The sequence below is a fragment of the Allofournierella massiliensis genome, from assembly GCF_004345265.1.
Taxonomy (GTDB): Bacteria; Bacillota; Clostridia; order Oscillospirales; family Ruminococcaceae; genus Allofournierella; species Allofournierella massiliensis.
In genome coordinates this window covers 1-20,619 of the sequence record NZ_SLUM01000024.1, presented here as the reverse complement: position 1 = coordinate 20,619, position 20,619 = coordinate 1, and the positions used below count along the sequence as shown (strand labels likewise).

The 20,619-nt window shown below is 57.8% G+C and carries 16 protein-coding genes; 6 read left to right on the top strand and 10 right to left on the bottom strand.

Annotated features, from left to right (window positions below):
- Window positions 1-19 precede the first annotated feature (19 nt).
- The 6 genes from EDD77_RS13375 to EDD77_RS13350 all read right to left on the bottom strand — a co-directional run bounded on the left by EDD77_RS13375 (window position 20) and on the right by EDD77_RS13350 (window position 11,327).
- A complete protein-coding gene (locus EDD77_RS13375) occupies window positions 20-2,941 on the bottom strand; it encodes a glycoside hydrolase family 3 C-terminal domain-containing protein (protein ID WP_058965245.1) in 2,922 nt (973 codons plus the stop codon).
- A 424-nt stretch (window positions 2,942-3,365) separates the two neighbouring features.
- On the bottom strand, window positions 3,366-4,703 hold the full coding sequence (locus EDD77_RS13370) for an ATP-binding protein (protein ID WP_058965246.1): 1,338 nt from the start codon (window positions 4,701-4,703) through the stop codon (window positions 3,366-3,368).
- Window positions 4,704-4,705: 2 nt separating this feature from the next.
- Complete coding sequence (locus EDD77_RS13365) at window positions 4,706-5,419, bottom strand: LytR/AlgR family response regulator transcription factor (protein ID WP_317408226.1); 714 nt, start codon at window positions 5,417-5,419, stop codon at window positions 4,706-4,708.
- A gap of 200 nt (window positions 5,420-5,619) precedes the next feature.
- Window positions 5,620-6,543, bottom strand: a complete 924-nt coding sequence (locus tag EDD77_RS13360; protein ID WP_058965247.1) for a calcium/sodium antiporter — start codon at window positions 6,541-6,543, stop codon at window positions 5,620-5,622.
- A 196-nt stretch (window positions 6,544-6,739) separates the two neighbouring features.
- On the bottom strand, window positions 6,740-7,330 hold the full coding sequence (locus EDD77_RS13355; protein ID WP_058965248.1) for a TetR/AcrR family transcriptional regulator: 591 nt from the start codon (window positions 7,328-7,330) through the stop codon (window positions 6,740-6,742).
- On the bottom strand, window positions 7,323-11,327 hold the full coding sequence (locus EDD77_RS13350; RefSeq protein ID WP_058965249.1) for an efflux RND transporter permease subunit: 4,005 nt from the start codon (window positions 11,325-11,327) through the stop codon (window positions 7,323-7,325). The genes EDD77_RS13355 and EDD77_RS13350 overlap by 8 nt, the downstream gene beginning before the upstream one ends.
- 393 nt (window positions 11,328-11,720) lie before the next feature.
- On the opposite strand from EDD77_RS13350, the gene EDD77_RS13345 reads away from it, so the two are divergent.
- The 3 genes from EDD77_RS13345 to nifU all read left to right on the top strand — a co-directional run bounded on the left by EDD77_RS13345 (window position 11,721) and on the right by nifU (window position 13,948).
- Window positions 11,721-12,140 (top strand): RrF2 family transcriptional regulator, encoded by a 420-nt coding sequence (locus EDD77_RS13345; RefSeq protein WP_058965250.1) that lies wholly within the window; start codon window positions 11,721-11,723, stop codon window positions 12,138-12,140.
- 172 nt (window positions 12,141-12,312) lie between these two features.
- On the top strand, window positions 12,313-13,506 hold the full coding sequence (locus EDD77_RS13340) for a cysteine desulfurase family protein (protein ID WP_058965251.1): 1,194 nt from the start codon (window positions 12,313-12,315) through the stop codon (window positions 13,504-13,506).
- Window positions 13,493-13,948, top strand: coding sequence for a Fe-S cluster assembly scaffold protein NifU (gene nifU, locus EDD77_RS13335; RefSeq protein ID WP_058965252.1), 456 nt, complete (start codon window positions 13,493-13,495; stop codon window positions 13,946-13,948). Before EDD77_RS13340 ends, nifU begins: the two co-directional genes overlap by 14 nt.
- Before the next feature lie 195 nt (window positions 13,949-14,143).
- Here nifU and EDD77_RS13330 read toward each other — a convergent pair whose 3' ends face one another.
- The 4 genes from EDD77_RS13330 to EDD77_RS13315 are packed head-to-tail and all read right to left on the bottom strand — an operon-like array spanning window position 14,144 to window position 17,198.
- Window positions 14,144-14,665, bottom strand: coding sequence for a P-loop NTPase family protein (locus EDD77_RS13330; RefSeq protein ID WP_058965253.1), 522 nt, complete (start codon window positions 14,663-14,665; stop codon window positions 14,144-14,146).
- 6 nt (window positions 14,666-14,671) lie between these two features.
- The gene (gene catA / locus EDD77_RS13325) at window positions 14,672-15,295 is read right to left on the bottom strand and encodes a type A chloramphenicol O-acetyltransferase (RefSeq protein WP_058965254.1); all 624 of its coding nucleotides are present in this window, start codon (window positions 15,293-15,295) and stop codon (window positions 14,672-14,674) included.
- Window positions 15,292-16,650, bottom strand: coding sequence for an NAD(P)H-dependent oxidoreductase (locus tag EDD77_RS13320; RefSeq protein WP_058965255.1), 1,359 nt, complete (start codon window positions 16,648-16,650; stop codon window positions 15,292-15,294). Before EDD77_RS13320 ends, catA begins: the two co-directional genes overlap by 4 nt.
- The gene (locus EDD77_RS13315) at window positions 16,647-17,198 is read right to left on the bottom strand and encodes a PadR family transcriptional regulator (protein WP_058965256.1); all 552 of its coding nucleotides are present in this window, start codon (window positions 17,196-17,198) and stop codon (window positions 16,647-16,649) included. Before EDD77_RS13315 ends, EDD77_RS13320 begins: the two co-directional genes overlap by 4 nt.
- Before the next feature lie 216 nt (window positions 17,199-17,414).
- Here EDD77_RS13315 and EDD77_RS13310 point away from each other — a divergent pair, with 216 nt between their 5' ends.
- The 3 genes from EDD77_RS13310 (at window position 17,415) to EDD77_RS13300 (ending at window position 20,426) form a co-directional block, all read left to right on the top strand.
- Window positions 17,415-18,749 (top strand): hypothetical protein, encoded by a 1,335-nt coding sequence (locus EDD77_RS13310; RefSeq protein WP_058965257.1) that lies wholly within the window; start codon window positions 17,415-17,417, stop codon window positions 18,747-18,749.
- Between the two features lie 176 nt (window positions 18,750-18,925).
- Entirely contained in the window at window positions 18,926-19,378 is a 453-nt protein-coding gene (locus EDD77_RS13305) for a MarR family winged helix-turn-helix transcriptional regulator (protein WP_058965258.1), read from the top strand.
- Window positions 19,365-20,426 (top strand): FUSC family protein, encoded by a 1,062-nt coding sequence (locus EDD77_RS13300; protein ID WP_058965259.1) that lies wholly within the window; start codon window positions 19,365-19,367, stop codon window positions 20,424-20,426. The genes EDD77_RS13305 and EDD77_RS13300 overlap by 14 nt, the downstream gene beginning before the upstream one ends.
- Window positions 20,427-20,619: the final 193 nt, after the last annotated feature.

Below are 20,619 nucleotides of genomic sequence, written 5' to 3'. Positions count from 1 at the left end.
GCGCAGGGAGCCGAGGTTGTTACGCCTCTTCCTTGCCTTCCACCTGCACAGCAGCCTTGCGGCGGCCGTAGCCCTTGATGGTGCGCACTTCCAGAACGATCAGCACAGCGGCCAGAACCACGTCGGCAGCGATGGCAACAATCTGCCAGGTGGGCATGCCCATGTTCAGGTTCTCTTCCGCATAAGCGCGGCTGTTCACCACGGTGTACAGGATGTTCTTGGAAGCCTGACGCATGGCCTGAACGCCGGTGGCGCTGGTGGTATCGGTCACATGGTTGGTGGCGGTATCGTAGTTCACCAGGCAGAAGTCGGTGCCGTTGCGGATCGCCTGATCAGCATCCATGTAGCCGTATACGCCGAAGTAGTCGGTCAGAACCATGCCCACAAAGCCCCATTCGTCGCGCAGAACCTTGTTCAGCAGCTCGTCGCAGGCGCCGGCCCACTTGTGGCCGATGTAGTTGAAGGAGGACATAACAGCGTCGCAGCCGCCTTCCTTCACAGAAATCTCGAAGGGCTTCAGGTAGATCTCACGGATGGACTGCTCGTCAGCCCAGGTGCACAGCATATCGCAGCGGTTGGCTTCCTGGTCGTTCAGCGCGAAGTGCTTCATGTAAGCGTACACGCCGAACTCCTCGGCGCCCTGGATGGCCTTGGCAGCCATCTTGCCGCTCAGCACGCCGTCCTCAGAGTAGTACTCGAAGTTACGGCCGGCGAAAGCGGAACGATGATTGTTCATGGCAGGAGCGTACCAGCCGGTGGTGTTCATCTCGTCAGCCATCTTGCCGATGCTGCGGCCGAACTCGCTGGCCAGATCCTGGTTCCAGGTGGAAGCGATCATCACAGCGCTGGGGAAGCCTACACTGCCCACGCCGGTGAAGTTGTTGTTGATGGAAGCGGGGCCGTCGCAGTCATAGGTCTGAACCTTGCCGATGCTGGGAACCGCAGCGGTCTGGTAGCCGCCCAGAGCGATCAGGGTGTCCATATCATTGATGGTCAGCTGATCCAGGAAGGTATCCCACTGAGCGTCGTCGTAGTCAACGCCGCGCATGTCAACCAGCTGCAGGCCATTGGAGGCACCGGTGGTGGGCATCACGTCGTCGGCATTGTTGTACTCGTTGGGATCGTAGTTGCCGTTGTTGATGAAGGAAGCCTTCAGCTCATCGCTCATCTCGTAGCTGGCGGGAGCAGCGGTAGCCTCGGCGTAGTTGGCGAAGCCGTCCGCACGGGACAGGTAGGTCACGCCGCCGTCAGCGAAGTCGAACTGGTTGGTGGCAACGGTCGCATCGGTGCTGCGGGCATTGCCCTCACCGTAAACGATGGTAGAGGGTACGTTGTAAGTACGGGAATCGATCACAGTGTGAGAATCGCTGTTGATGCTGATGATGTAATCGCCAGCCTCCAGCACATAAGCCTTGTTCACGTCGGCGTCGTAGGAAGCCATATCCTCAGCCTTGAAGGTGATGGTGATGGTCTCGGAAGCGCCGGGCTCCAGCATCTCGGTCTTGTCGAAAGCGATCAGGTTGGCGGTGGATTTCTCAATGCCGCCATTGGTGTAGGGAGGATTGTAGTAAACCTCAACCACATCCTTGCCGGCCACGCTGCCGGTGTTGGTCACGGTTACATCCAGGCTGATGTTGCCCTCACCGTCCACGGTCAGGTCGCTCATGGTCTGGCTGAAGCTGGTGTAGCTCAGGCCGTAGCCGAAGGGATACTGCACGGTGGTGGCGTAGTCGATCACGCCCTCAGCGGCGGCAGTCTCGTAGAAGCGGTAGCCCACGTAGATGCTCTCGTTGTAGTTGATGAAACGAGGAGTGGTGGACTTGATCATGAAGCCAGCGGCGGCGAACTCGTCGGCGTTGGTGTAGCTGAATGCGTGGAAGTTGTTCCAGGTGGGAGTAGCGGTCAGATCGTACACGAAGGTGTCGGCGGTCTTACCGGAGGGGTTCACGGTGCCGGCCAGGATGCTGCCCAGAGCGTTGAAGCCGGACTGACCGGTGCCGGGGCACCACAGCACGCTCTTGATCTGAGCATACTCATCCACGAAGCCCAGCTCCATGGTGTTGGCGCCGTTGTAAACCACGATTACGTTCTCGAAGTTGGAGCAAACCAGATCCAGCATGTCGCGCTCGGTCTTGCTCAGTTCCAGATAGTGCTGGCCCTGCTCAAAGTCGGCATACTCGGTGGAGTTGTTGGTGTAGCTGCCGGCGTAGGAGGTGGTGCCATCCTGCCAGCTGCCGTCGATCACAGCGGCCATATCGGTGGGCAGGTCAGCGCCCTCACCGCCGGAACGGCCGATCACAACCAGAGCGGTGTCGGAGAAGGCCTTGGCGTTGGCCATCATCTCATCGGTGTAGGTGGAAGCCGGAGGCTCGGGCAGAGTCCAGTCCTGAGTGCCCATGGCAATGGTGGGACGGTCTGCACGGTAAGCGGTGTAGAAATCGCTCAGCTCGGTGTTCAGGGTGAAGCCGGCGTTCTCCAGGCCTTCCAGCAGGGTAACGGTGTGGTAGGCGTCGTTCAGAGCGCCGGAACCGGTACCGCCGTAAACGGGATTGGTGGAAGCCCAGCCAAACACGTTCAGGTTGCCGGCGGTCAGGGGCAGGGTGCTGCCCTCGTTCTTCAGCAGAACGATGCCCTCGTCCGCAATGTCCTCAACCAGATCGGTGGCTTCGGCGCTGGTCTCCTCACTGATGGAGCCGCTGCCGGTGGCCAGAGAGATCATGGTGTTCATGGGGCCAAAGCAGATCAGGTTAACAGTAATTACCAGGGCCAGCAGGATGGCCAGACCGGCCTGGCAACGGATCATGTATTTCTTTGCCTTCGGCAATTTCATGCAGGCGATCATGGCAACGATCGCCAGCACCAGAACGACACCAAAGCCAATCAGCTGAGGCTTCATGGAATTGAGAACTTTGATGACGTCTTCAATATTGATAGACAGCATTTCGTTTCCTCCTTAAAAATGTAAATGCTTGCGTACTCGCCTCCGCAAGAGGCTTTTCACTGTGCGCGCAGCCACCTTCCTTTCCGATGCGCCGGTTACGGAACATTCCCTATCTGCCCCGCAGCGGCCCGCCGCACCGCCAGATGTTTTACAAGACAGACCTTGTTTCCGGTCTCCCCCGTTTTTCTGCCTGCATTTTAACACATTTTTATTTCATATTTCATAGCATCTTCACAAATCGCATCTTTTGCGCATGAATGGAAATTCAATTTATTCATTCCGCACAAAACATTCCCGCGAATTTTCAGCAGATTCACCAAGAGCTCTTGGCAAGTTACAAAATCATTTCATTTTTTGTTGCTTCCCACAAAAACAGCCCGCGCATTTCCACTGAACTGTGAAAAATGCGCGGGCTTTCCTGTCATTATTGACTGGTTTGTTCGGTGTCCTCCGCTCCGTTTTTGGGCAGCGGAAACAGCACCTTCATCTCGAACCAGTTGTCTTTTGCTTTCACCGTTACACTGCCGCCGTATTTCGCCGCGGTATAACGGATGCTCTTGATGCCGAAGCCATGGTATGCCTTGTCCTTTTTGGTGGTTACGGGCAGGCCACCCTCAAACTCCAGCGTTCCCTCATAGTAATTTTCGAACCGCAGAAGCAAAAAGCCCTTCTGCACCGCCACCGTCACATGAATCAGCCGCTTGGATTTGTCGGCGATGCGCAGCTCACACTCGATGGCATTGTCCAGCGCATTGCCGAAGATGGTACAGATGTCCATCACGCTCATAAAGCCCAGGCGGGTACCGTCCGCCACACAGGTGAGGGTGATGCCGTGCTTCTGGCAGTAAAGGCTTTTGCTGGTGAGCACGGTGTCCAGCACCGGGTTTCCGGTTTTGTTCTGCGCTTCGTAGGTTTTAATGTCCTCTTCCATCTCATCCAGCCAGGCGGCCCGACGATCCGGATCGCTCTCGGCTCGCAGCGCCGCAATCTGATGCTTCAGATCGTGATACTTGCGGTTGATCACATCGATGCTCTCGCGGAACTGGCGGTACTGGGCATACTGATTCTGCAGCACGTTCTGGATGGAATCCAGCTCGTAGCGCATGTGAAGCTCGCCCCGCTGCACATGATAGGCATACAAAATGGCCAGACCACCCAGATCCACCAGTGTGCGGGTATTGAAGATATCGGTCACAAACCCGCTACTGAAGGGCGTGTTGCTGTACGCATAGCTCAGATTGCTCATAAGGAAAACAGCAAGACCAATCGCAACCGCGCTGCCTGTCTCCCGCAGCGTAACTTTAAAATATCGGTTGGAATCCCTGCGGCGATACTCCAGCAGATAAATAAAACTGAACACCGCAGAGTAGATCACAATCAGGCACAGCACATCCCAGAGCTTGCTGTACCAGCCCAGCCGGAACAGGGTATAAAAATACAGCTGCCACTCCAGCGCCGCAGCAAATTCCGCCAGCAGAAACGCACGCATACAGTGATAACAGGCATCCAGCACCGGCAGGTTGCAGCAGACGCAGAACAATACCAGCATCAAACCGATTGCCGCAATCATACAGGGAATCCACAAAAACAGCGGCGCATCACCGGTGACCAAAAGGAACACACACTGAACCACCAGCATGCCTACGCTTACCCCCGCCAGCTTCCAGCCCCGGATGCGCAGGGGCAGCTGGGCAATATAGACCATACAGGCCAGCCATTCGGCAATGGCGGTATAAAGGCGGGGTATGTCGGGAAACGGCATGTTCACTTGATCACCTCGCCCACATAATTGGCCAGTGCTTCCATGAAATCATTTTTTCGGCCGCGGCTGATCAGCAGCTCCTTGCCGCCCACAATGGCACAGCCGCCCTGTACGCCGTCCACATGCTCCAGATTCACAAGGTAGCCCTTGTTGCAGCGGAAGAAGTTCAGCGATTCCAGCTTTTCCTCCACATCCTTCATGGTACCGCTGGTCACATGGTCACCCTGCTCGGTGTGGAAGATCAGGTTGTGACCCTGGCTCTCCACATAATAGATTTTGTCAATGTCCAGCTTCTGGGCGCCGCCCTTGATAGAGATGGTCATATAACGACGGGCCCGTTTTTTCATCCGCTGGATGGCCCGGCTCAAACGCTGGGAAAAGGCAAAATAGCTCACCGGCTTGAGCACATAGTCCATGGCATCCACCGCGTAGCCCCGAATGGCATACTGCGCCATGTTGGTGATGAAGATGATCACCACCTCCGGATCCACCCGGCGAATCTCCTCGGCGGCGGTCATGCCGTCCATAAATTTCATTTCCACATCCAGAAGAATCAGATCGTACTGGGCCTTGTAGCCTTCCACGATCTCATCCCCATCGGAAAAGATGCTGATTTCAAATTCGTGCCCGCTCTCCTGGGAATAGCGCACCAGAAACTCCCGCAGCTGCTCTGCATAGGCCGCCTCATCCTCCACGATCGCAACGCTGATCATCATCCTTGTGCCGTCCTTTCCATTTTGATTTCCGCAAGTATATTGGGTTCTGCACTTGTTATTTTATTGCTTATTATAATGGAATCCCCCCGGATTTGGCAAGTGTACCCGGCATTGCCCCGTTTCACGGCCCGCCGGAAACAAAAAAGACACGGCAGCCCTGCTTCGGCCCGCCGTGCCTTTTCGTCTGATTTTATCCTTTCTCAGCGCAGAACCACATAGACAATGTAGCCCACATAAACCAGAATACCCACGCCGCCCATGAGCCGGCTCATCCGGCCCTTCAGCCAGCACCACAGGCACATGATCGCGGTGACCACCAGCAGCACCACCGCGTCGGAAAATACTTCGGCAGAGCTTTCAATGGGAGTCAGCGCGCTGGACGCGCCCAGAATGAACAGGATGTTGAAGGTGCTGGAGCCGATGGCGTTGCCCAGGGCCAGGCCGCTTTCGCCCTTGCGGGCGGCCACGATGCTGGTGGCCAGCTCCGGCAGGCTGGTGCCCACCGCCACAATGGTCAAACCGATCAGGGTCTCGCTCAGGCCCAGAGCCGCTGCAATGGCGCTGGCGCTGTCCACCACCAGGTCACCGCCCCAGATGATGGCCACAATGCCCACCACCACAAACAGGATACATTTGGCCACCGAGGGCTTGTCCTCCGCGTCCTCTTCGGTGCGCTCGTTCATGGCTGCACGCACGGTCCAGATCATGTACAGCACCATGCAGGCCAACAGCACAAGGCCCTCCCAACGCTGGAGCACACCGTCCAGCAAAAAGAGCACCAGCAGCGCAGACGCACCCACGCAGACCGGGAAGTCCCGCACGATCAGCTGCCGCTCAATGCCGAAGGCCAGAATCAGCGCACAGCCGCCGGCCACCACCAGCAGGTTGAACAGGTTGGAACCGATTACGTTGCCCAGGCTCAGGCCGTTGCTGCCGGCCAGACCGGCAGTGATGCTTACCGACGCCTCCGGCAGGCTGGTGCCCATGGCCACAATGGTCAGACCGATCACCACCGAGGGTACCCGCAGCAGGCGGGCGATGCCGGAAGAGCCGTCCACAAAGGCATCTGCGCCTTTGACCAGCAGGGCAAAGCCCACCAGCAGGATCACAACATTGACTAACATACGCTTTCCTCTTTCACTTTAAATTCTCCACAAAACGGAACAAAACTGTGCCAAAACGACACGAACCGCTTATCATGATACGAGCTCTCTTCCCCTGTTGTCAATCGTATTGCCGCCCTTTGTTTCAAATTGCTACACGCAAGACCGCCGGAAACAGGCGGAAAATCCGTCCGTTTTTCGATGTCCTGCACAGCCGTCAGGCCAGCGCCTTGCAGATCATGTCCCGCACATGTGCCGCGCTTCGATTCAGACCCGCTTCTCCCTCGCAGCTCTGGACCGCACAGACACTGAGCATCGCTGCCTTCATCACATAATGACAGTATTCGTCGCTGCAGGAGGGCCCGATTCTGCCCTCGCCGCGGCCGGTATCGATCATGCACTGAATCAGCCCGAGCAGACGCTGTTTGCACTGCTCCAGCGGGCGGCGGGCCTGCTGGGGCAGCTCGCTGCTTCCCCGCGGCGCGGTGAGTGCGGCGGCAATCACCCGGTAGCTGCTGCCCCGTTCCAGCAGCATCTTCACCACAAAGGTTTGTGCGTTTTCCAGCTTGCTTTCAAAGGATGTTCCCGCATCCAGCTGCTCCTCAAGCGCACCCAGCTCCCGCTCCATGCACCAGAGCATGGTCGCTGCCAGTATCTCCTCCTTGGAGGAAAAATATTCATACAGCGTTCCCTTGCCCAGACCCGCAGCGGTGGCGATGGCCTGCACCTTCACCTCATACAGCGGCACGCCCTGCTGCGCCAGACTCAAAACGCCCTGAAAGATCTTTTCCTTCGTCTGTTCACTCATCGTCATCCTCCCCAAGGTCTACCTTTTTCAGCTCCTTGCGGAACAGCATATCATACAGCACCGGAACCACAAACAGAGTAAGCAGGGTGGCATAGGCCAGACCGCCAATGGTCACAATGGCCATGGCGCGGCTCATTTCCGCCCCCAGATCCTGCGAGAACACCATGGTGCTCATGGCCAGAATGGTGGTGAGGGCCGTCATCAGAATGGGACGAATGCGCCGACGGCCGGTGAGCACCAGTGCGTCCCGCTTTTCCATGCCGGCCAGCCGCAGCTGGTTGGCGTAGTCCACAAACACGATGCCGTTGTTTACCACCACGCCTGCCAGAATCAAAAAGCCCAGCATCGAGATCACCGAAAGCTGCTGCCCACTGATCCACAGCGCCAGCAGGCCGCCGGTGAAGGCCAGCGGAATGGTGAACATAACAATGAAGGGGCTGAGCAGGCTCTGGAACTGGGCCACCATGATCAGATAGATAAATACCAGCGCCAGTGCGATCATCTTCACCAGATCCACCATGGCGTTCTGGATGGTCTCCACCTCACCGCTGATCTGGATGGTATAGCCCTCCGGGGCCTGATAATCCGCCAGCAGCTGCTCCACCTGGCGGCTGAGCAGGGTGGTGTTGTAGCCCTCTTCGGTCGCCGCGGTCACGGTCATATACCGCTGCTGGTTGTCTCGGCTGATGGAGGAAAGGCTGGCATCGGTCTGCACCGTGGCAAATTCGCCCAGAGTGTGCGTCTCCTCCTCGGTCTCGCCGTTCTCTCCCTGCACCTGTACGGTGAAGGGATAATCCAGCAGATTTTCTCTGGTCAGGGCATCCCGTTCGTCCACAATCACCACATCGTAGTCATCCTGCCCCACGGTGAGGGTGGTGGAAGTGGTCTCGGTGGTGAGCGCAGCGGACAGATCACTGTAAATCTGAGCCACGGTCAGGCCGTACTGCATGGCCTTGTCCTTGTCCACGGTCACCCGGATCTGAGGTGCGCCGTCCTCCTGCCCGTTGCTGATTTCGGTAAAGCCTTCCACCTGGCCCAGCAGGTCCATCATATCCTGACTGATGGCCTGCAGGGTGTCCAGATCACGGCCCTGAATCACGATCTCCATGCCGCTGCCGCCCAGAACCGACATGTCCATGTTGGAGGTGGATACCGCCAGCTCACAGCCGGGCAGCTGCTCCTGCACATCTCTGGCCATCTGGTCCGCCAGAGCCTGGCTGTCCTTCGCGGCCTCCTCGCTGAGCAGCAGGTAGAAGCTCATGCTCTCCACCGTGCTGGAGCTGGAACCGCCCATTCCCAGCATGCTTGCGGTGCTGCCTCCGTCCATGGCGCCCACGGTCTCCACACCGGGAACCTGAAGCATGGTTTCCATGGCCTGATCGGCCATTTCACAGGCATCCTGCCGTTTGGTACCCTGCGGCAGGGTCAGGGTGGCGCTTACCTGATTGCCGCCCATGGTGGGCATGAACTCCATACCCATGCGGGCGGTCTGCCACACTGCCACACCCAGCAGCACAGCTGCCAGGCCAAGCGGCAGCGCCTTGTGACGCAGACAGAACCGCAGCGCACGGGCATAGCCGTTTACCATGCTCTCGAACCAGGGGTGGCGCTTTTCGCTGGCGGTTTTGAGCAGCGTGCTGCTGAGGGCAGGCACCAGCGTAAGGGCCACCAGCAGGCTGGCCACCAGCGAATAGGCGATGGTCAGGCCCATATCGGTAAACAGCTGGCGGGTAATGCCCTCGGTAAACACGATGGGCAGGAACACGCAGATGGTGGTAAGGGTGGAAGCCGCGATGGCGCCCGCCACCTCCCTGGCGCCCCGCACCGCTGCCTTTGCGGCCGGAGTGCCTTCGCTGCGCATGCGATAGATGTTTTCGATCACCACGATGGAGTTATCCACCAGCATACCCACGCCCAGTGCCAGACCGCTGAGAGAGATCATGTTCAGGGTGACGCCGGAGAAATACATAAGCACCACCGCGAACATCAGGCTGATGGGAATACTCAGTGCCACCACCAGTGTGGGCTTGAAGTCCTTCAGGAAGATGGCCAGCACGATGACCGCCAGCACACCGCCCCACGCCAGGTTGGACAACACGCTGCTCACCGTCATCTGAATGTAATCGCCCTGATCCATCAGCGGGGTGATGCGCAGGCCGGGATATTTCTCCTGCAGCTGTTCAATGGCCCGGTTGGCCTCCTTGGACACCTCGCTGGTGGAGGCGGTGGAGCCCTTCTGGATGGTCAGCACCACTGCACTGTTTCCGTTCACCCGGGCATAGCTCTCGGCGCTGTTGTCGGTCATGGCAATATCCGCCACATCCTTCAGGCGAATGTCGCCCACACCGTCGATGTGCATCAACAGGGCGTTCTCCACACTCTCCTGATCCGAGAAGGCGTCGCCCACCCGCAGGATATAGGAGTCATCCCCTTCCTTAATATAGCCCGCAGGCATGGAGAAGTTCTGCGCCATAACCAGACTGCTTACCATGTCCTTGGTGAGCAGAGTGGAAAGATCCGCCTGCTCCATGGCCTGCTGGCGGGCATCCTCAAACTGCTCCTGGGCCTGCTCCATCTGCTCCTCAGCCTGAGTCAGCGACTGCTCCGCTGCCGCCAGCTGAGCCTGACCGCTGCCGAAGCCTGCCGCTGCGCTGAGTTTGCCGCTTTCCAGCTGTTTATAGGCCTCCTGCGCCTTTTCCAACCCTTCCTGGGCGGCCTCCTTCATCATTTTGGCCGCCATCAGCTCGGTTTCCAGATTGGCCAGCTCGGTCTCAATCTGAGGCAGACGCTCATCCATCTTCTGCTGCAGCTGGGTCTGCTGGGCAGCCAGCGCATCCCGCTGGGCGGCCAGCTCGGCCCGCTGAGTGGTCAGCTGATCCTTCTGGGCAACCATCTGCTCCCTGCCGGCCGTCAGATCCGCCAGCGTGGTCATGCCCTGATCCATCAGCGCCTGCACCGCGTCCTTCAATTCCTGCGTGGGCAGCATGGCCATCAGATCGCTCAGCGCGGTATCCTCCGGCAGGCCCATGGCCAGCATCTGGTCAATGCCTGCCACCGCGGCATCGATTCGGGCAATGCCGTCGTCCATCTGAGCAAGGCCCGCATCCATCTGGGCAAGGCCGTCCGCAATCTGCTTCGCGCCGTCCTCGTATCCCTTTTTCTCCGTCTCCAGCGCAGTTTTGCTGGCGGTAAGCGCCGCCTCCTGGCTGGCCAGAGCCTGCGCCTGGGCGATGGCGGAATCCAGCTGAGCGCTGCCCTCTGCCAGCTGGTCGGCGGTCTCGGCCTGCTTGTCCTCCAGCGCAGTCTTGCCGCTTTCCAGCTCGGCCCGGCCGTCCTCCACCTTCCTGCGGGCGTCATCCAGCTCCTGCTTGGCATCTGCCAGCTTATCGTCCACGCTGGCCAGCACCCGGGTGTTTACCTCATCGATCTTTTCCTGGCTCAGGGTCACCTGCAGAGTCTGCTCCACCATACCGGTGCCGCTCACACTGGCCACACCATCCAGCCGTTCAAAACCGGGGATCACGTCCGAATCCACAAACTCGGTAAGATCGTAGATGTCCATGCCTTCCATGTCCACACTGGCGATCATCACCGGCAGCATGTCCGGCGAAAGCTGCATCAGCATGGGGTTCTGCGCCGTATCCGGCAAAGCGCCCTTGATCTGATCCAGCGCAGTGGACAGAGCCACCATGGCGCTGTCCATATTGGTGTCCTGCTCAAATTCCAGAGCCACCATGCTCACATTCTCGCTGGAAGTGCTGGTCACGTTTTTCACACCGCTCACAGTACCCAGCCCCGCCTCCAGCGGCGCAGTCACCGCCGCCTCCACACGCTCCGGGCTGGCGCCCGGGTAGCTGGTAACCACCATCACATAGGGCAGTTCCATGGCGGGCAGAAGATCCGTGGTCATGCTGGTGAAGCTGATCACGCCCAGCACAATCACCATGATCACCGCCACCACCACGGTGAACGGCTTTTTCACGCAATATTTGGACATAGCTGCATTCTCCTTGGGAATTGTGTAAAATGAAGATGCCGTGTAAAAATACACAGCGACCGAAATCCGACCGACCGGTCGGTCGGTTTACCTGTACAGTATACACCCGCCATGTGCCCCGTACAAGACGGCAGCAAAAAATTTTTTGCCCGGCGCTGCTGCGCCGGTTCGATGGCACTCACTGCATAAACTTGCTTTTGCATGCAGCAGATGCGCCGTTTTCCTGAGATATTTGCACAAATTTTATCCGTAGCGGCAGCGCAATTCATACGAATCACCGTTTTGTTTGTAACCCCTTGATTTTTGTGGGGAAATATCAGACAATATCCATGTTGAAGTGTGTGCGCGGCCTGCGGACGGGCCGCACGGGAACTGTGATGAGGTGTTGTGTTTATGATGATCTCCACCAAAGGGCGCTATGCTCTGCGCGTTATGATGGATCTGGCGCAAAACCCGCCGGAAGAATACGTTGCTCTGGGCGGCGTGGCCGAACGGCAGGGCATCTCGATGAAGTATCTGGAAGCCATTGTAGCGCTGTTGAACAAGGCCGGTTTTCTGGAAAGCCGGCGCGGCAAGGCCGGCGGCTACCGGCTGGCCAATGCTCCCTCGGAATACACTGTGGGCGAGATTCTGAAGGCCGCAGAGGGCGGGCTTGCCCCGGTGAACTGCCGGGAATGCTCCGATGGTGACTGCCCCCGGGCCAACCAGTGTGCCACCCTGCCCCTGTGGCAGCGGCTGGATCACCTGGTGGAAAACTTTCTGCAAAGCGTGACCCTTCAGGATATGCTGGACGGCACGCTGCCCCCTGTTTGAACCTCTGCGGAGCACCTGCACAGCCTTTTCCGGCTGTGCAATTTTTTTATTTTCCTATTGACTTTCCGGGTTTTGCGTGTTATTATCCTATTGCAACGATGGGAATTAACTTCCCACCCTGCCACAGCGTTTCCTGCCGGGCATCCGGCAGTTTGATTCAGGAGGAATACAAATGGGCTATATCTATGCCGATAATGCGGCCACTACGAAGATGAGCCGCCATGCCGCCGAGGTCATGCTCGGCGTGATCGAAAACAATTACGCAAACCCCTCCAGCCTGCACACTCCCGGCCAGCTGGCCGCGGTGCAGCTGGCCGAAAGCCGCCAGACCATCGCAAAGATTCTGAACTGCGAGCCCCGGGAAATCATTTTCACCGGCGGCGGCAGCGAGGCCGACAATCAGGCTCTGCTCTCCGCAGCAGCCATTGGCCAGCGCAAGGGCAAAAAGCATATCATCTCCACCAAATTTGAGCATCACGCGGTGCTGCACACCCTGAAGAAGCTGGAAAAACAGGGCTTTGAGGTGACCTATCTGGACGTTTACGAAAACGGCATCGTCCGCCCCGAGGACGTAAAGGCCGCCATTCGACCGGACACGGTTCTGGTAAGTGTGATGTACGCCAACAACGAGATCGGCACCATCCAGCCCATCCGGGCCATCGGCGCCATCTGCCGGGAGCAGGGCGTACTCTTCCACACCGACGCGGTGCAGGCGGTGGGTCATCTGCCCATCGACGTGCAGGCGGACAACATCGACATGCTCAGCCTCTCCGCCCACAAGTTCCACGGCCCCAAAGGCGTGGGCGCTCTGTATGCCCGCAAGGGTGTGGCGCTGACCAGCCTGATTGAGGGCGGCGCACAGGAGCGGGGCAAGCGGGCCGGCACCGAGGATCTGCCCGCCATCGCCGGCATGGCCGCCGCCTTACAGGATGCGGTGCGGGAAATGGATTCCAACACCGCGAAGGTCTCCGCCCTGCGTGATCAGCTGATCGAGGGGCTTTCCGCCATTCCCCACTCCACCCTCACCGGCGACCGGGAACACCGGCTGCCCGGCTGCGCCAGCTTCTGCTTTGAGGGCATCGAGGGCGAATCGCTGCTGCTTCTGCTGGATCAGAAGGGTGTGGGTGCTTCCTCCGGTTCCGCCTGCACCTCCGGTTCGCTGGATCCCAGCCATGTGCTGCTGGCCATTGGTCTGCCCCACGAGGTGGCCCACGGCTCGCTGCGCCTGACCCTGAGCCATGAAAATACCCCCGAGGAGATGGAGCACATCATTCAGGCCGTGACCGATGTGGTGGCCTACCTGCGTTCGATCTCCCCCGTTTGGAACGATCTTCAGAAAGGAATCAAGAACTATGTTATACAGTGATAAGGTCATGGACCATTTTCTCAATCCCCGTAATCTGGGCACCATCGACGACGCCGACGGCGTGGGCGAGGTGGGCAACGCCAAATGTGGCGACATCATGAAGATCTACCTGAAGATCGACAACGACATCATCACCGACGTGAAATTCAACACCTTCGGCTGCGGCAGCGCCATTGCTTCCAGCAGCATGGCCACCGAGATGATCAAGGGCAAACCGGTGGACGAGGCGTTGAAGCTGACCAACAAGGCAGTCACCGAGGCGCTGGATGGCCTGCCCCCGCACAAGATCCACTGTTCGGTGCTGGCCGAGGAAGCGGTGCAGGCGGCCATTGCCGACTACCGCACCCGCAACGGCCTGCCCACCGACGACATCCCCTCCTGCAACGGCTGCTGCGGCGGCTGTCACAGCCATGATCACGGTCATGGCCACGACGAGGAGTAAGGCATTCTCTTTTTCGATTTTTCCTCTTATTTCATAACATCCTCCAATCTGCATTTTGCGACAAAGGACCGGCCGCCCCTTAACGGGGCGAGCCGGTCCTTTGTGTTGTATCCTGAAAATTCTTTGCTGCTCTGGTGCAGCGCCGCACCATTCCCGGCAGACTCCTCCGGCAGTGTATCGCTCCACCACCTGAACTTATGCAGGATTGTTTTCGTTTTCCCTTTTCTTCTTCCATTCCCGCAGCCAGTCATCCGCCTGCTGCCGGGAACGAAAGACAATACAGTCCGCCTGTTGCCGGAAAGAATCCAGCAGCTCATACACCCGGGGCAGCTGATCCCTGGGGAAATCCTCAATCCATTGCCGGAACTCCGGGTCAAACTCGGTTTCGACCCAGGGCATATCCTCCCGGGCCGCACCGATGCGGGCCGCCGCCCCTTCCAGACATAGCTCCAGCGGATAATCCAGCAGGAACACCGTATCGCACCGTTTCAGCCGCATTTCCATGGTGCGCAGGTAATTGCCGTCGATGATCCAGCGGGGCTGGCTTACAACGTCCGTCAGGATCGCGTCAAATTCCTCTTCCGACAGGGTGCTTTTGTCCGGCCGGTGCCAGATCTGATCCAGATAGAAAAGCGGCAGGTCGGTCGCCTGATGCAGCGCCCGGGCAAAGGTGCTCTTGCCCGCGCCGGGGCAGCCGATCACGATCACACGTTCCATAGCCGATCACCCGTTTAAAAGATCCTGCAGCTCGTTCACCAGACGGCACAGATGAAAGCCGTCGCATACCGCGTGGTGCACCTGCACCGCCAGCGGCAGCAGTACCCGGCCGTTTTCCTCATAAAAGCGCCCCATGGTGAAGATGGGCGGCAGGTAGTCGTAGCCATTTTGCAGGTTCAGATTAAACCCCTCAAAGCTGGCCCAGGGAATCATGGACACCGGAAAGGTGTTGGCCGGGGTATCCGGCCGGGCCATCATGCCCGGGTTGTTTCCATACGTCGCCATATCCCGCTCGTACGCGGCGCAGAAGGCATCAAAATCCGGGGTATAGGCCGTCCACAAATTGGAAAAGGTTTCGGTATCCTTATGGAAGATGGTGTAACAAGGGTGAACCACATCGTAATAGCCCGGCTCCCCTGCCTCGTCCAGCGCCATGCGGAATTCCTGATGACGGTTCACCACCGTGGACAGATAATACAACATGGCCGGATAGAGTTTCTGCCCGCTTTGCCGCAGCCGGGTGATGTCCAGCTTGAACACCCCGCTGTAAGTACAGGGCACCTGACTGAAATAGTGGTTGAAATATTCCTCCCGCGGCCATGCGTTGCGGTCAATTTTTGTAAACGTCATTGCCTGTTTCCTCCCTGAGCCTGCTCAATCACCTTGCGATAGGGCCCCACAATTGCTTCCGTCATTTTCCCCTTCGCCTGCTTCTGGATGGAGGGCACCGCCAGCATCGCCCCCACCAGCTTCATCTGCAAAATGCGTTTTTTCTGCTTTTGGGGGAAGTCGTAAATGCCCTGCTGCTTATAAAATTTATGGTCCGCCTTCATCAGGCCCTGCATCACATAAATCAGATCCCGGAAAATCTTCATGCCGCCCACTCCGTAGAAGTTGGCCGGGCGGGTGAGCTTTTTGTCCATGGCAAAGGTCAGATTCTCCGCCAGCTGCCGGATCTCGCATGCAGCGTCGCCCTCGTCGGTGGCCACACCGCACAGATAGTTGCCGCCTACCTCGGCCCGGCCCTCCAGAATCATGCGCAGGTTGGGCTCATAGCGATAATCACCGCTGACCAGATAGGCAATGGGCGTGCCGTGGGTCACGGTGCGGTGGCCGTTGCAGAACTGCCGGTCGTCAAAGCACTTGAAGCTGGACTGGGTGTAGTGATCCGCAATGGTAAAAGCGTACACAAACCCGTCCGCGGTCTGGATGGTGCTGCGCAGAAATTCGTCGAAACCATCATTATACACGCATTTTCCGGTGATGGCGCAGCCAAAACAGCCAAGGCACCCGCCGTCGAAGGGGAACTGGCGCAGATTCACCACCCGGCTTTCGCAGGGCAGCGCGGCGCGGAAATCCGCAATCATGTTTGCCAGATTTTCGTCGTCCGCAGCGCAGTTGGTCACGATGACCACATCTTTTTTCCGGTCCTTTTCCGCGGCGGGCAGCACCGGCTGATAAACCGTTTTCCGGCGGGCCGGAGCCTTTACCGGCGGCAGAACAAAGGGCCCGTGCTGGCAGGAGAACATGAGCTGATCAAAAAAGTTACGGGCATCTTTCTGGCCCTGCTCGCAGAGAAGATCCTCCATATCCGCCGAAAGCCCGCGGATCACCTTCATGCCCAGGTCGCAGCAGTTCTCCTCCACATAGCGGTGGGCGGTCACATCATAAAAGTGCTTGGAGGTGGTGATCTGGCTGGCGAATTTGCCGGTCAGGTCCACCCCGTCCGCCTTGATCAGCTCGATCAGCCGGTGCAGCTGATAGGGCGCAATGAAGGTATAAACCGGATAGCAGAACAGCACCAGCTCTGCCTGCTCCAGAGCGGCGCGCACCGGCGAAAAATCCTTTTCATAAGCCCTGATCCGCTGACCCACAGGCAGAAAGCTGAAGTCATGCTCCGGGTGCAGGGCCTGCAGATACAGCGCCGTATGGACTGTGGCGGAGTTTTTGCCCTTGGGGCTTGCATTCAAAACAAGTATTTTCATTCCTTTTCCTCCAATTCACAAAGCAGTCGGGCATACCAGTCCCGCTCGAAGCGGGCGGCGGCAATGCCGTAATCGATGGTATATCCCTGAAAGCGGAAAATGGAATCCCAGTCCCGCCCGCCGGGCACCTCTCCCTGCCGGATGGCGTCGAACCGGGCGCGGATGGCCCGCAGCGTGGCTTCGGCTTCCTCCATCTGGCGGACATAGTCCCGGATGGCGGCCGCCCGCTGGGCCGGGTCGGCCAGCCCCAGAAAAAACAACCGGGCCAGCTCCATGTTTTTCACCCGGTCGGCCTGCATCGGCTGGGCCACCCAATCTGAGAAGGCAGCACGGCCCGCTTCGGTGATGGAAAAAATCCGTTTGCGCCGCCGTCCCTCGGAGCTCTCGGCAGCGGTGATGCGGCCCTCCCGCTCCAGCTTGGCCAGTGCGGTCTGCACACTGCCTGCGCTGTGGGAACAGATCAGGGCCAGATTCTGTTTGATGAACTGCTGCAGCTCATAGCCGGTCATGGGCGAAAGCATCAGCAACCCCAGAATGAGAAATTCCATAGCGCCCTCCTTATATATCGAATAGAGATATTATAAAAGAAACGAGGCTTTTCGTCAACTCAAAGCCCAATCCCCTTTTCTTCCTGTACCTTTTGCAGCAATATGTCCCTTCTTTGCTAGATAGCAGCCAAAAAGCGCATACTGCATTGAAGAATGTGAAAAAAGATTGTAAGATAGTAACATAAGATCAGCACAGCAAGAGAAGGAGCAACCGCCATGAAAAACCATGTCACCGCGAAAAAGATGATCCTTCTGGCCGCAGCTGCCGCATTGTTTACCGCCTGTTCGCCGGTGGAAAGCAGCGACGCTGTAAATTCACATTCCACCGTCTCTGTTCCTGCCTCTTCCACAGCCGAAGAAGTGCAGAACACGCAAACCAGATATCGTCTGGTCTCCTCTGCGGACGGGATCTTCTACGGGGGCAGAGCACAGGTGGAGGATGGATTTTATGATCTGGTTTACACCAAGAATGTTCTTTCGGCTGCGCAAAACATTGTATACACGGATTTTCCTTCCCGGCACCGCGTCTATCTTTCCAGTGACGTGGGCAGCGACCACCAGAGCGAGGATGACACCAGCTACATTCCCACCGCGGTCGGTGGTGCCACGGTTTTTGCAGACGATGAGTATGTTTATGTTTTGAAAAAAGGCAGCCTTTTGCTGCAAAAAGCCTCTGAGCAGGATGCAAAATCCTGCATCTATCGCTTAAATCCGAACGGGAGCGACCGAATCGCCCTGGAGCTTTCGTTCGACCGGGTGATAAACAGCGCAAGCGGAGTGTTCGCGGATGGCGACGCTCTTGTTTTGCTGGTGGATTCGGTGGATAAGGACACATCCTTACACCCGGAGCTTGTTCGCGCGGACTTCTCGTCCCGCAGAATCACCACTTTGATGGATCTTTCTGAGACCGGTCTGAACCTTCAGAACGCTTCTCTTGTGAATTCTTTCGGGGACAAACTGGTTCTTTCCTCCTCTAAAATCGGAGAAAACGGAACGCTTGTCAGGGAGCTATACACGCTCGATCCCGCAAAGAAAGCGATTGTTCCCCTGGCTTCTTTTGACACGGCGGAACAGTATGTATTTTACCGGGACGATGCCATTTACTACATTGAATCCAGCGAAAATGCGTTGTACCAGTTTGATCCTTCCAGCAGGGAAAGCACGCTGCTTTTGGACGAAATTGCGCCGCCGGAGCTGGAATTTGACTCGGTGCAGGCGGGCTTTCCTGCTCCTGAGCCTTATCTGGAGTTCTTTTTCACCAAAGGGGAAAGCAGCGTCACCTATTATTGGAACAGCGCCACCGGGCAATGGCACCAGAAACTTTTGATGGATGGGGACCGACCGGTCACCATTTACCGCATCTGGCAGGACTACTTCCTCGTGAAGCTCCAGGACAAAATGGTCACCTATCAGGACTTCACACAAAACGGGCAGGCCTATGAAAACCAGATGGCCGTTGCCGAGTATGCCCTGATCCGTCAGGAGGATTACTGGAACGGTGTGCCGGACTACATCCGTTTTACCGATGATGTTTACGGAAACCAGGGCTGATTGTTCGGGGCAGCAGAACGCACACCGGCAGCAAGCTACGCCCGTACCGCAGGCAAAACGCAACTCGTCAAAGGGATCTTCTTCGGAGGATCCCTTTTTCTTTGTCTCCGTTCTTGACAAACAGGAATCCGCGCCATATAATTAACACCGTTAACTATATGAGAAAGGGGAATTCCATGGAACTCGAATGGACCGATATGGCCCGCCGCCAGCAGCAGCTGCAAAAAATCATGCGCGCTCTGCTGCCGCCGCGCCGTTCTGTGCTGACCACCAGCGAATGTGAGCTTCTGGCTTTGCTGTATCTGCGGCCGGAGCAGAATACCCCGGTGATGCTCAGCCAGAGCAGCGGCATGAAAAAGGAAGCGGTGAGCCGCTGCCTGAAAAGCCTTTCGGAGAAGGAGTGCATCCGCAAGGAGCGCCAGCCGGAAGACGAGCGCAGCTACCGGCTGTATCTGACCGACAAAGGCCTTGCCGAACTGAAGCAGAGCTACGAGAGCATTTTGCAGCCCTTTTATGATCTGTGGCGCAGCGCCGGGCCGGATTTCGAGGCGTTTCTGGAATACACCGGCCGGCTGGCGGCCCACATTGAGGAAGGGGAAGAAAAGAACGTTGACCATGAAGTTTTATGACGCTTTGCAGCTGGACCCGACGATTCTGAAACGCAAAATCGCTGCCTGCACCACCCGGCGGGAAAAAGCCTGGTACTGGACGGCGATGGCCGTGCGCTCGGTGCTGATCGTGGCCTTTGCCATCGTGTTCATCAGCCTGTTGTCCGGCCTGTTCGGCTCCGACAACACTCCCATGGCGGTGGCGCTGTTCTGCATCATGCTGGGCATCCGATTTGTGAATTTTGAATACTGTATCGGCGACTCTCTGATCACACTGGCGCTGGCACTGGCCATTCTGGTGGCGGTGCCCAGTGCGGCGGCGGTGGTTCCCGCGCCATTGCTGATCCCGATGCACGCCGTAGCCTTTTTCGTTCTGCTTTATATGACCACACAGCGGCCGGAGCTGGGCAACGGTGGGCTGTACAGCTTTGCCTATGTGTATCTGACCGGCAATCCGGTGGTGGGCGAGGCGCTGGCCCGGCGGACGCTTCTGACGCTGGTTGGCTATCTGATCTGTGGCGCCATCCTGTTCGGCAAGCACCGGCATCAGCACAAAGCCGTGCGGTTCCACCATGTGGTGCGTCGGTTCGATCTGGCCAACATCGTGCATCTGTGGCAGCTGCGCATGGCCCTTGGCGTGGCGCTGGTGCTCACCGCCGGGCAGGTGTTCGGGGTGGAGCGGTTCATGTGGATGGGCTTTGCCTGTGCTTCGTTGCTGTCGGAATATCCCTATTCCGACAACGGAGCCCCCCGTTTCTTCCAGCGCATCGTGGGGGCAGTGGCCGGCTCGCTGGCCTTTTTCCTGATTTACTCCATTACACCCGCCGGGCTCCATTCTCTGCTGGGCGGGCTGTGTCTGGGCTTCTGCACCGATTACCGGTACAAAACGGCCATGAACTGCTTTGGCGCCCTGATGCTGGGCGCCGGAATCTATGGCATTCAGGGCGCGGTGGTGCTGCGCATTGTGGATACCGTGCTGGGTGTCGCCTTCAGGCTGGTGTTTGCCGCTCTGTTCCACTGGTTGGTAGCAGTGCGCTTTCTGCCCCGCACAGAGAATTCGGAAGGCTGAATCGTTTAAAAAACAGACCGCACATTGTTTTGTGCGGTCTCAGCCTGTCGAAAAAGGCCACCTATCGGTGGTCTTTTTCTCGTATAAGGAAAGGGAATGCGGTATAATGGTGTGGGGGGATAAAAATGCTGGTAAAGAACGCAGAAAATCGAGGACAGCTGGAATTTGTAAGTTTGGAAAATATGGTCCCACA

What these genes read in the sequence shown, in the direction of transcription:
- EDD77_RS13375 (WP_058965245.1), bottom strand. Translation starts at nt 2,941, where the DNA reads ATGCTGTCTATCAATATTGAAGACGTCATCAAAGTTCTCAATTCCATG.
- EDD77_RS13370 (WP_058965246.1), bottom strand. Translation starts at nt 4,703, where the DNA reads ATGCCGTTTCCCGACATACCCCGCCTTTATACCGCCATTGCCGAATGG.
- EDD77_RS13365 (WP_317408226.1), bottom strand. Translation starts at nt 5,419, where the DNA reads ATGATGATCAGCGTTGCGATCGTGGAGGATGAGGCGGCCTATGCAGAG.
- EDD77_RS13360 (WP_058965247.1), bottom strand. Translation starts at nt 6,543, where the DNA reads ATGTTAGTCAATGTTGTGATCCTGCTGGTGGGCTTTGCCCTGCTGGTC.
- EDD77_RS13355 (WP_058965248.1), bottom strand. Translation starts at nt 7,330, where the DNA reads ATGAGTGAACAGACGAAGGAAAAGATCTTTCAGGGCGTTTTGAGTCTG.
- EDD77_RS13350 (WP_058965249.1), bottom strand. Translation starts at nt 11,327, where the DNA reads ATGTCCAAATATTGCGTGAAAAAGCCGTTCACCGTGGTGGTGGCGGTG.
- EDD77_RS13345 (WP_058965250.1), top strand. Translation starts at nt 11,721, where the DNA reads ATGATGATCTCCACCAAAGGGCGCTATGCTCTGCGCGTTATGATGGAT.
- EDD77_RS13340 (WP_058965251.1), top strand. Translation starts at nt 12,313, where the DNA reads ATGGGCTATATCTATGCCGATAATGCGGCCACTACGAAGATGAGCCGC.
- nifU (WP_058965252.1), top strand. Translation starts at nt 13,493, where the DNA reads ATGTTATACAGTGATAAGGTCATGGACCATTTTCTCAATCCCCGTAAT.
- EDD77_RS13330 (WP_058965253.1), bottom strand. Translation starts at nt 14,665, where the DNA reads ATGGAACGTGTGATCGTGATCGGCTGCCCCGGCGCGGGCAAGAGCACC.
- catA (WP_058965254.1), bottom strand. Translation starts at nt 15,295, where the DNA reads ATGACGTTTACAAAAATTGACCGCAACGCATGGCCGCGGGAGGAATAT.
- EDD77_RS13320 (WP_058965255.1), bottom strand. Translation starts at nt 16,650, where the DNA reads ATGAAAATACTTGTTTTGAATGCAAGCCCCAAGGGCAAAAACTCCGCC.
- EDD77_RS13315 (WP_058965256.1), bottom strand. Translation starts at nt 17,198, where the DNA reads ATGGAATTTCTCATTCTGGGGTTGCTGATGCTTTCGCCCATGACCGGC.
- EDD77_RS13310 (WP_058965257.1), top strand. Translation starts at nt 17,415, where the DNA reads ATGAAAAACCATGTCACCGCGAAAAAGATGATCCTTCTGGCCGCAGCT.
- EDD77_RS13305 (WP_058965258.1), top strand. Translation starts at nt 18,926, where the DNA reads ATGGAACTCGAATGGACCGATATGGCCCGCCGCCAGCAGCAGCTGCAA.
- EDD77_RS13300 (WP_058965259.1), top strand. Translation starts at nt 19,365, where the DNA reads ATGAAGTTTTATGACGCTTTGCAGCTGGACCCGACGATTCTGAAACGC.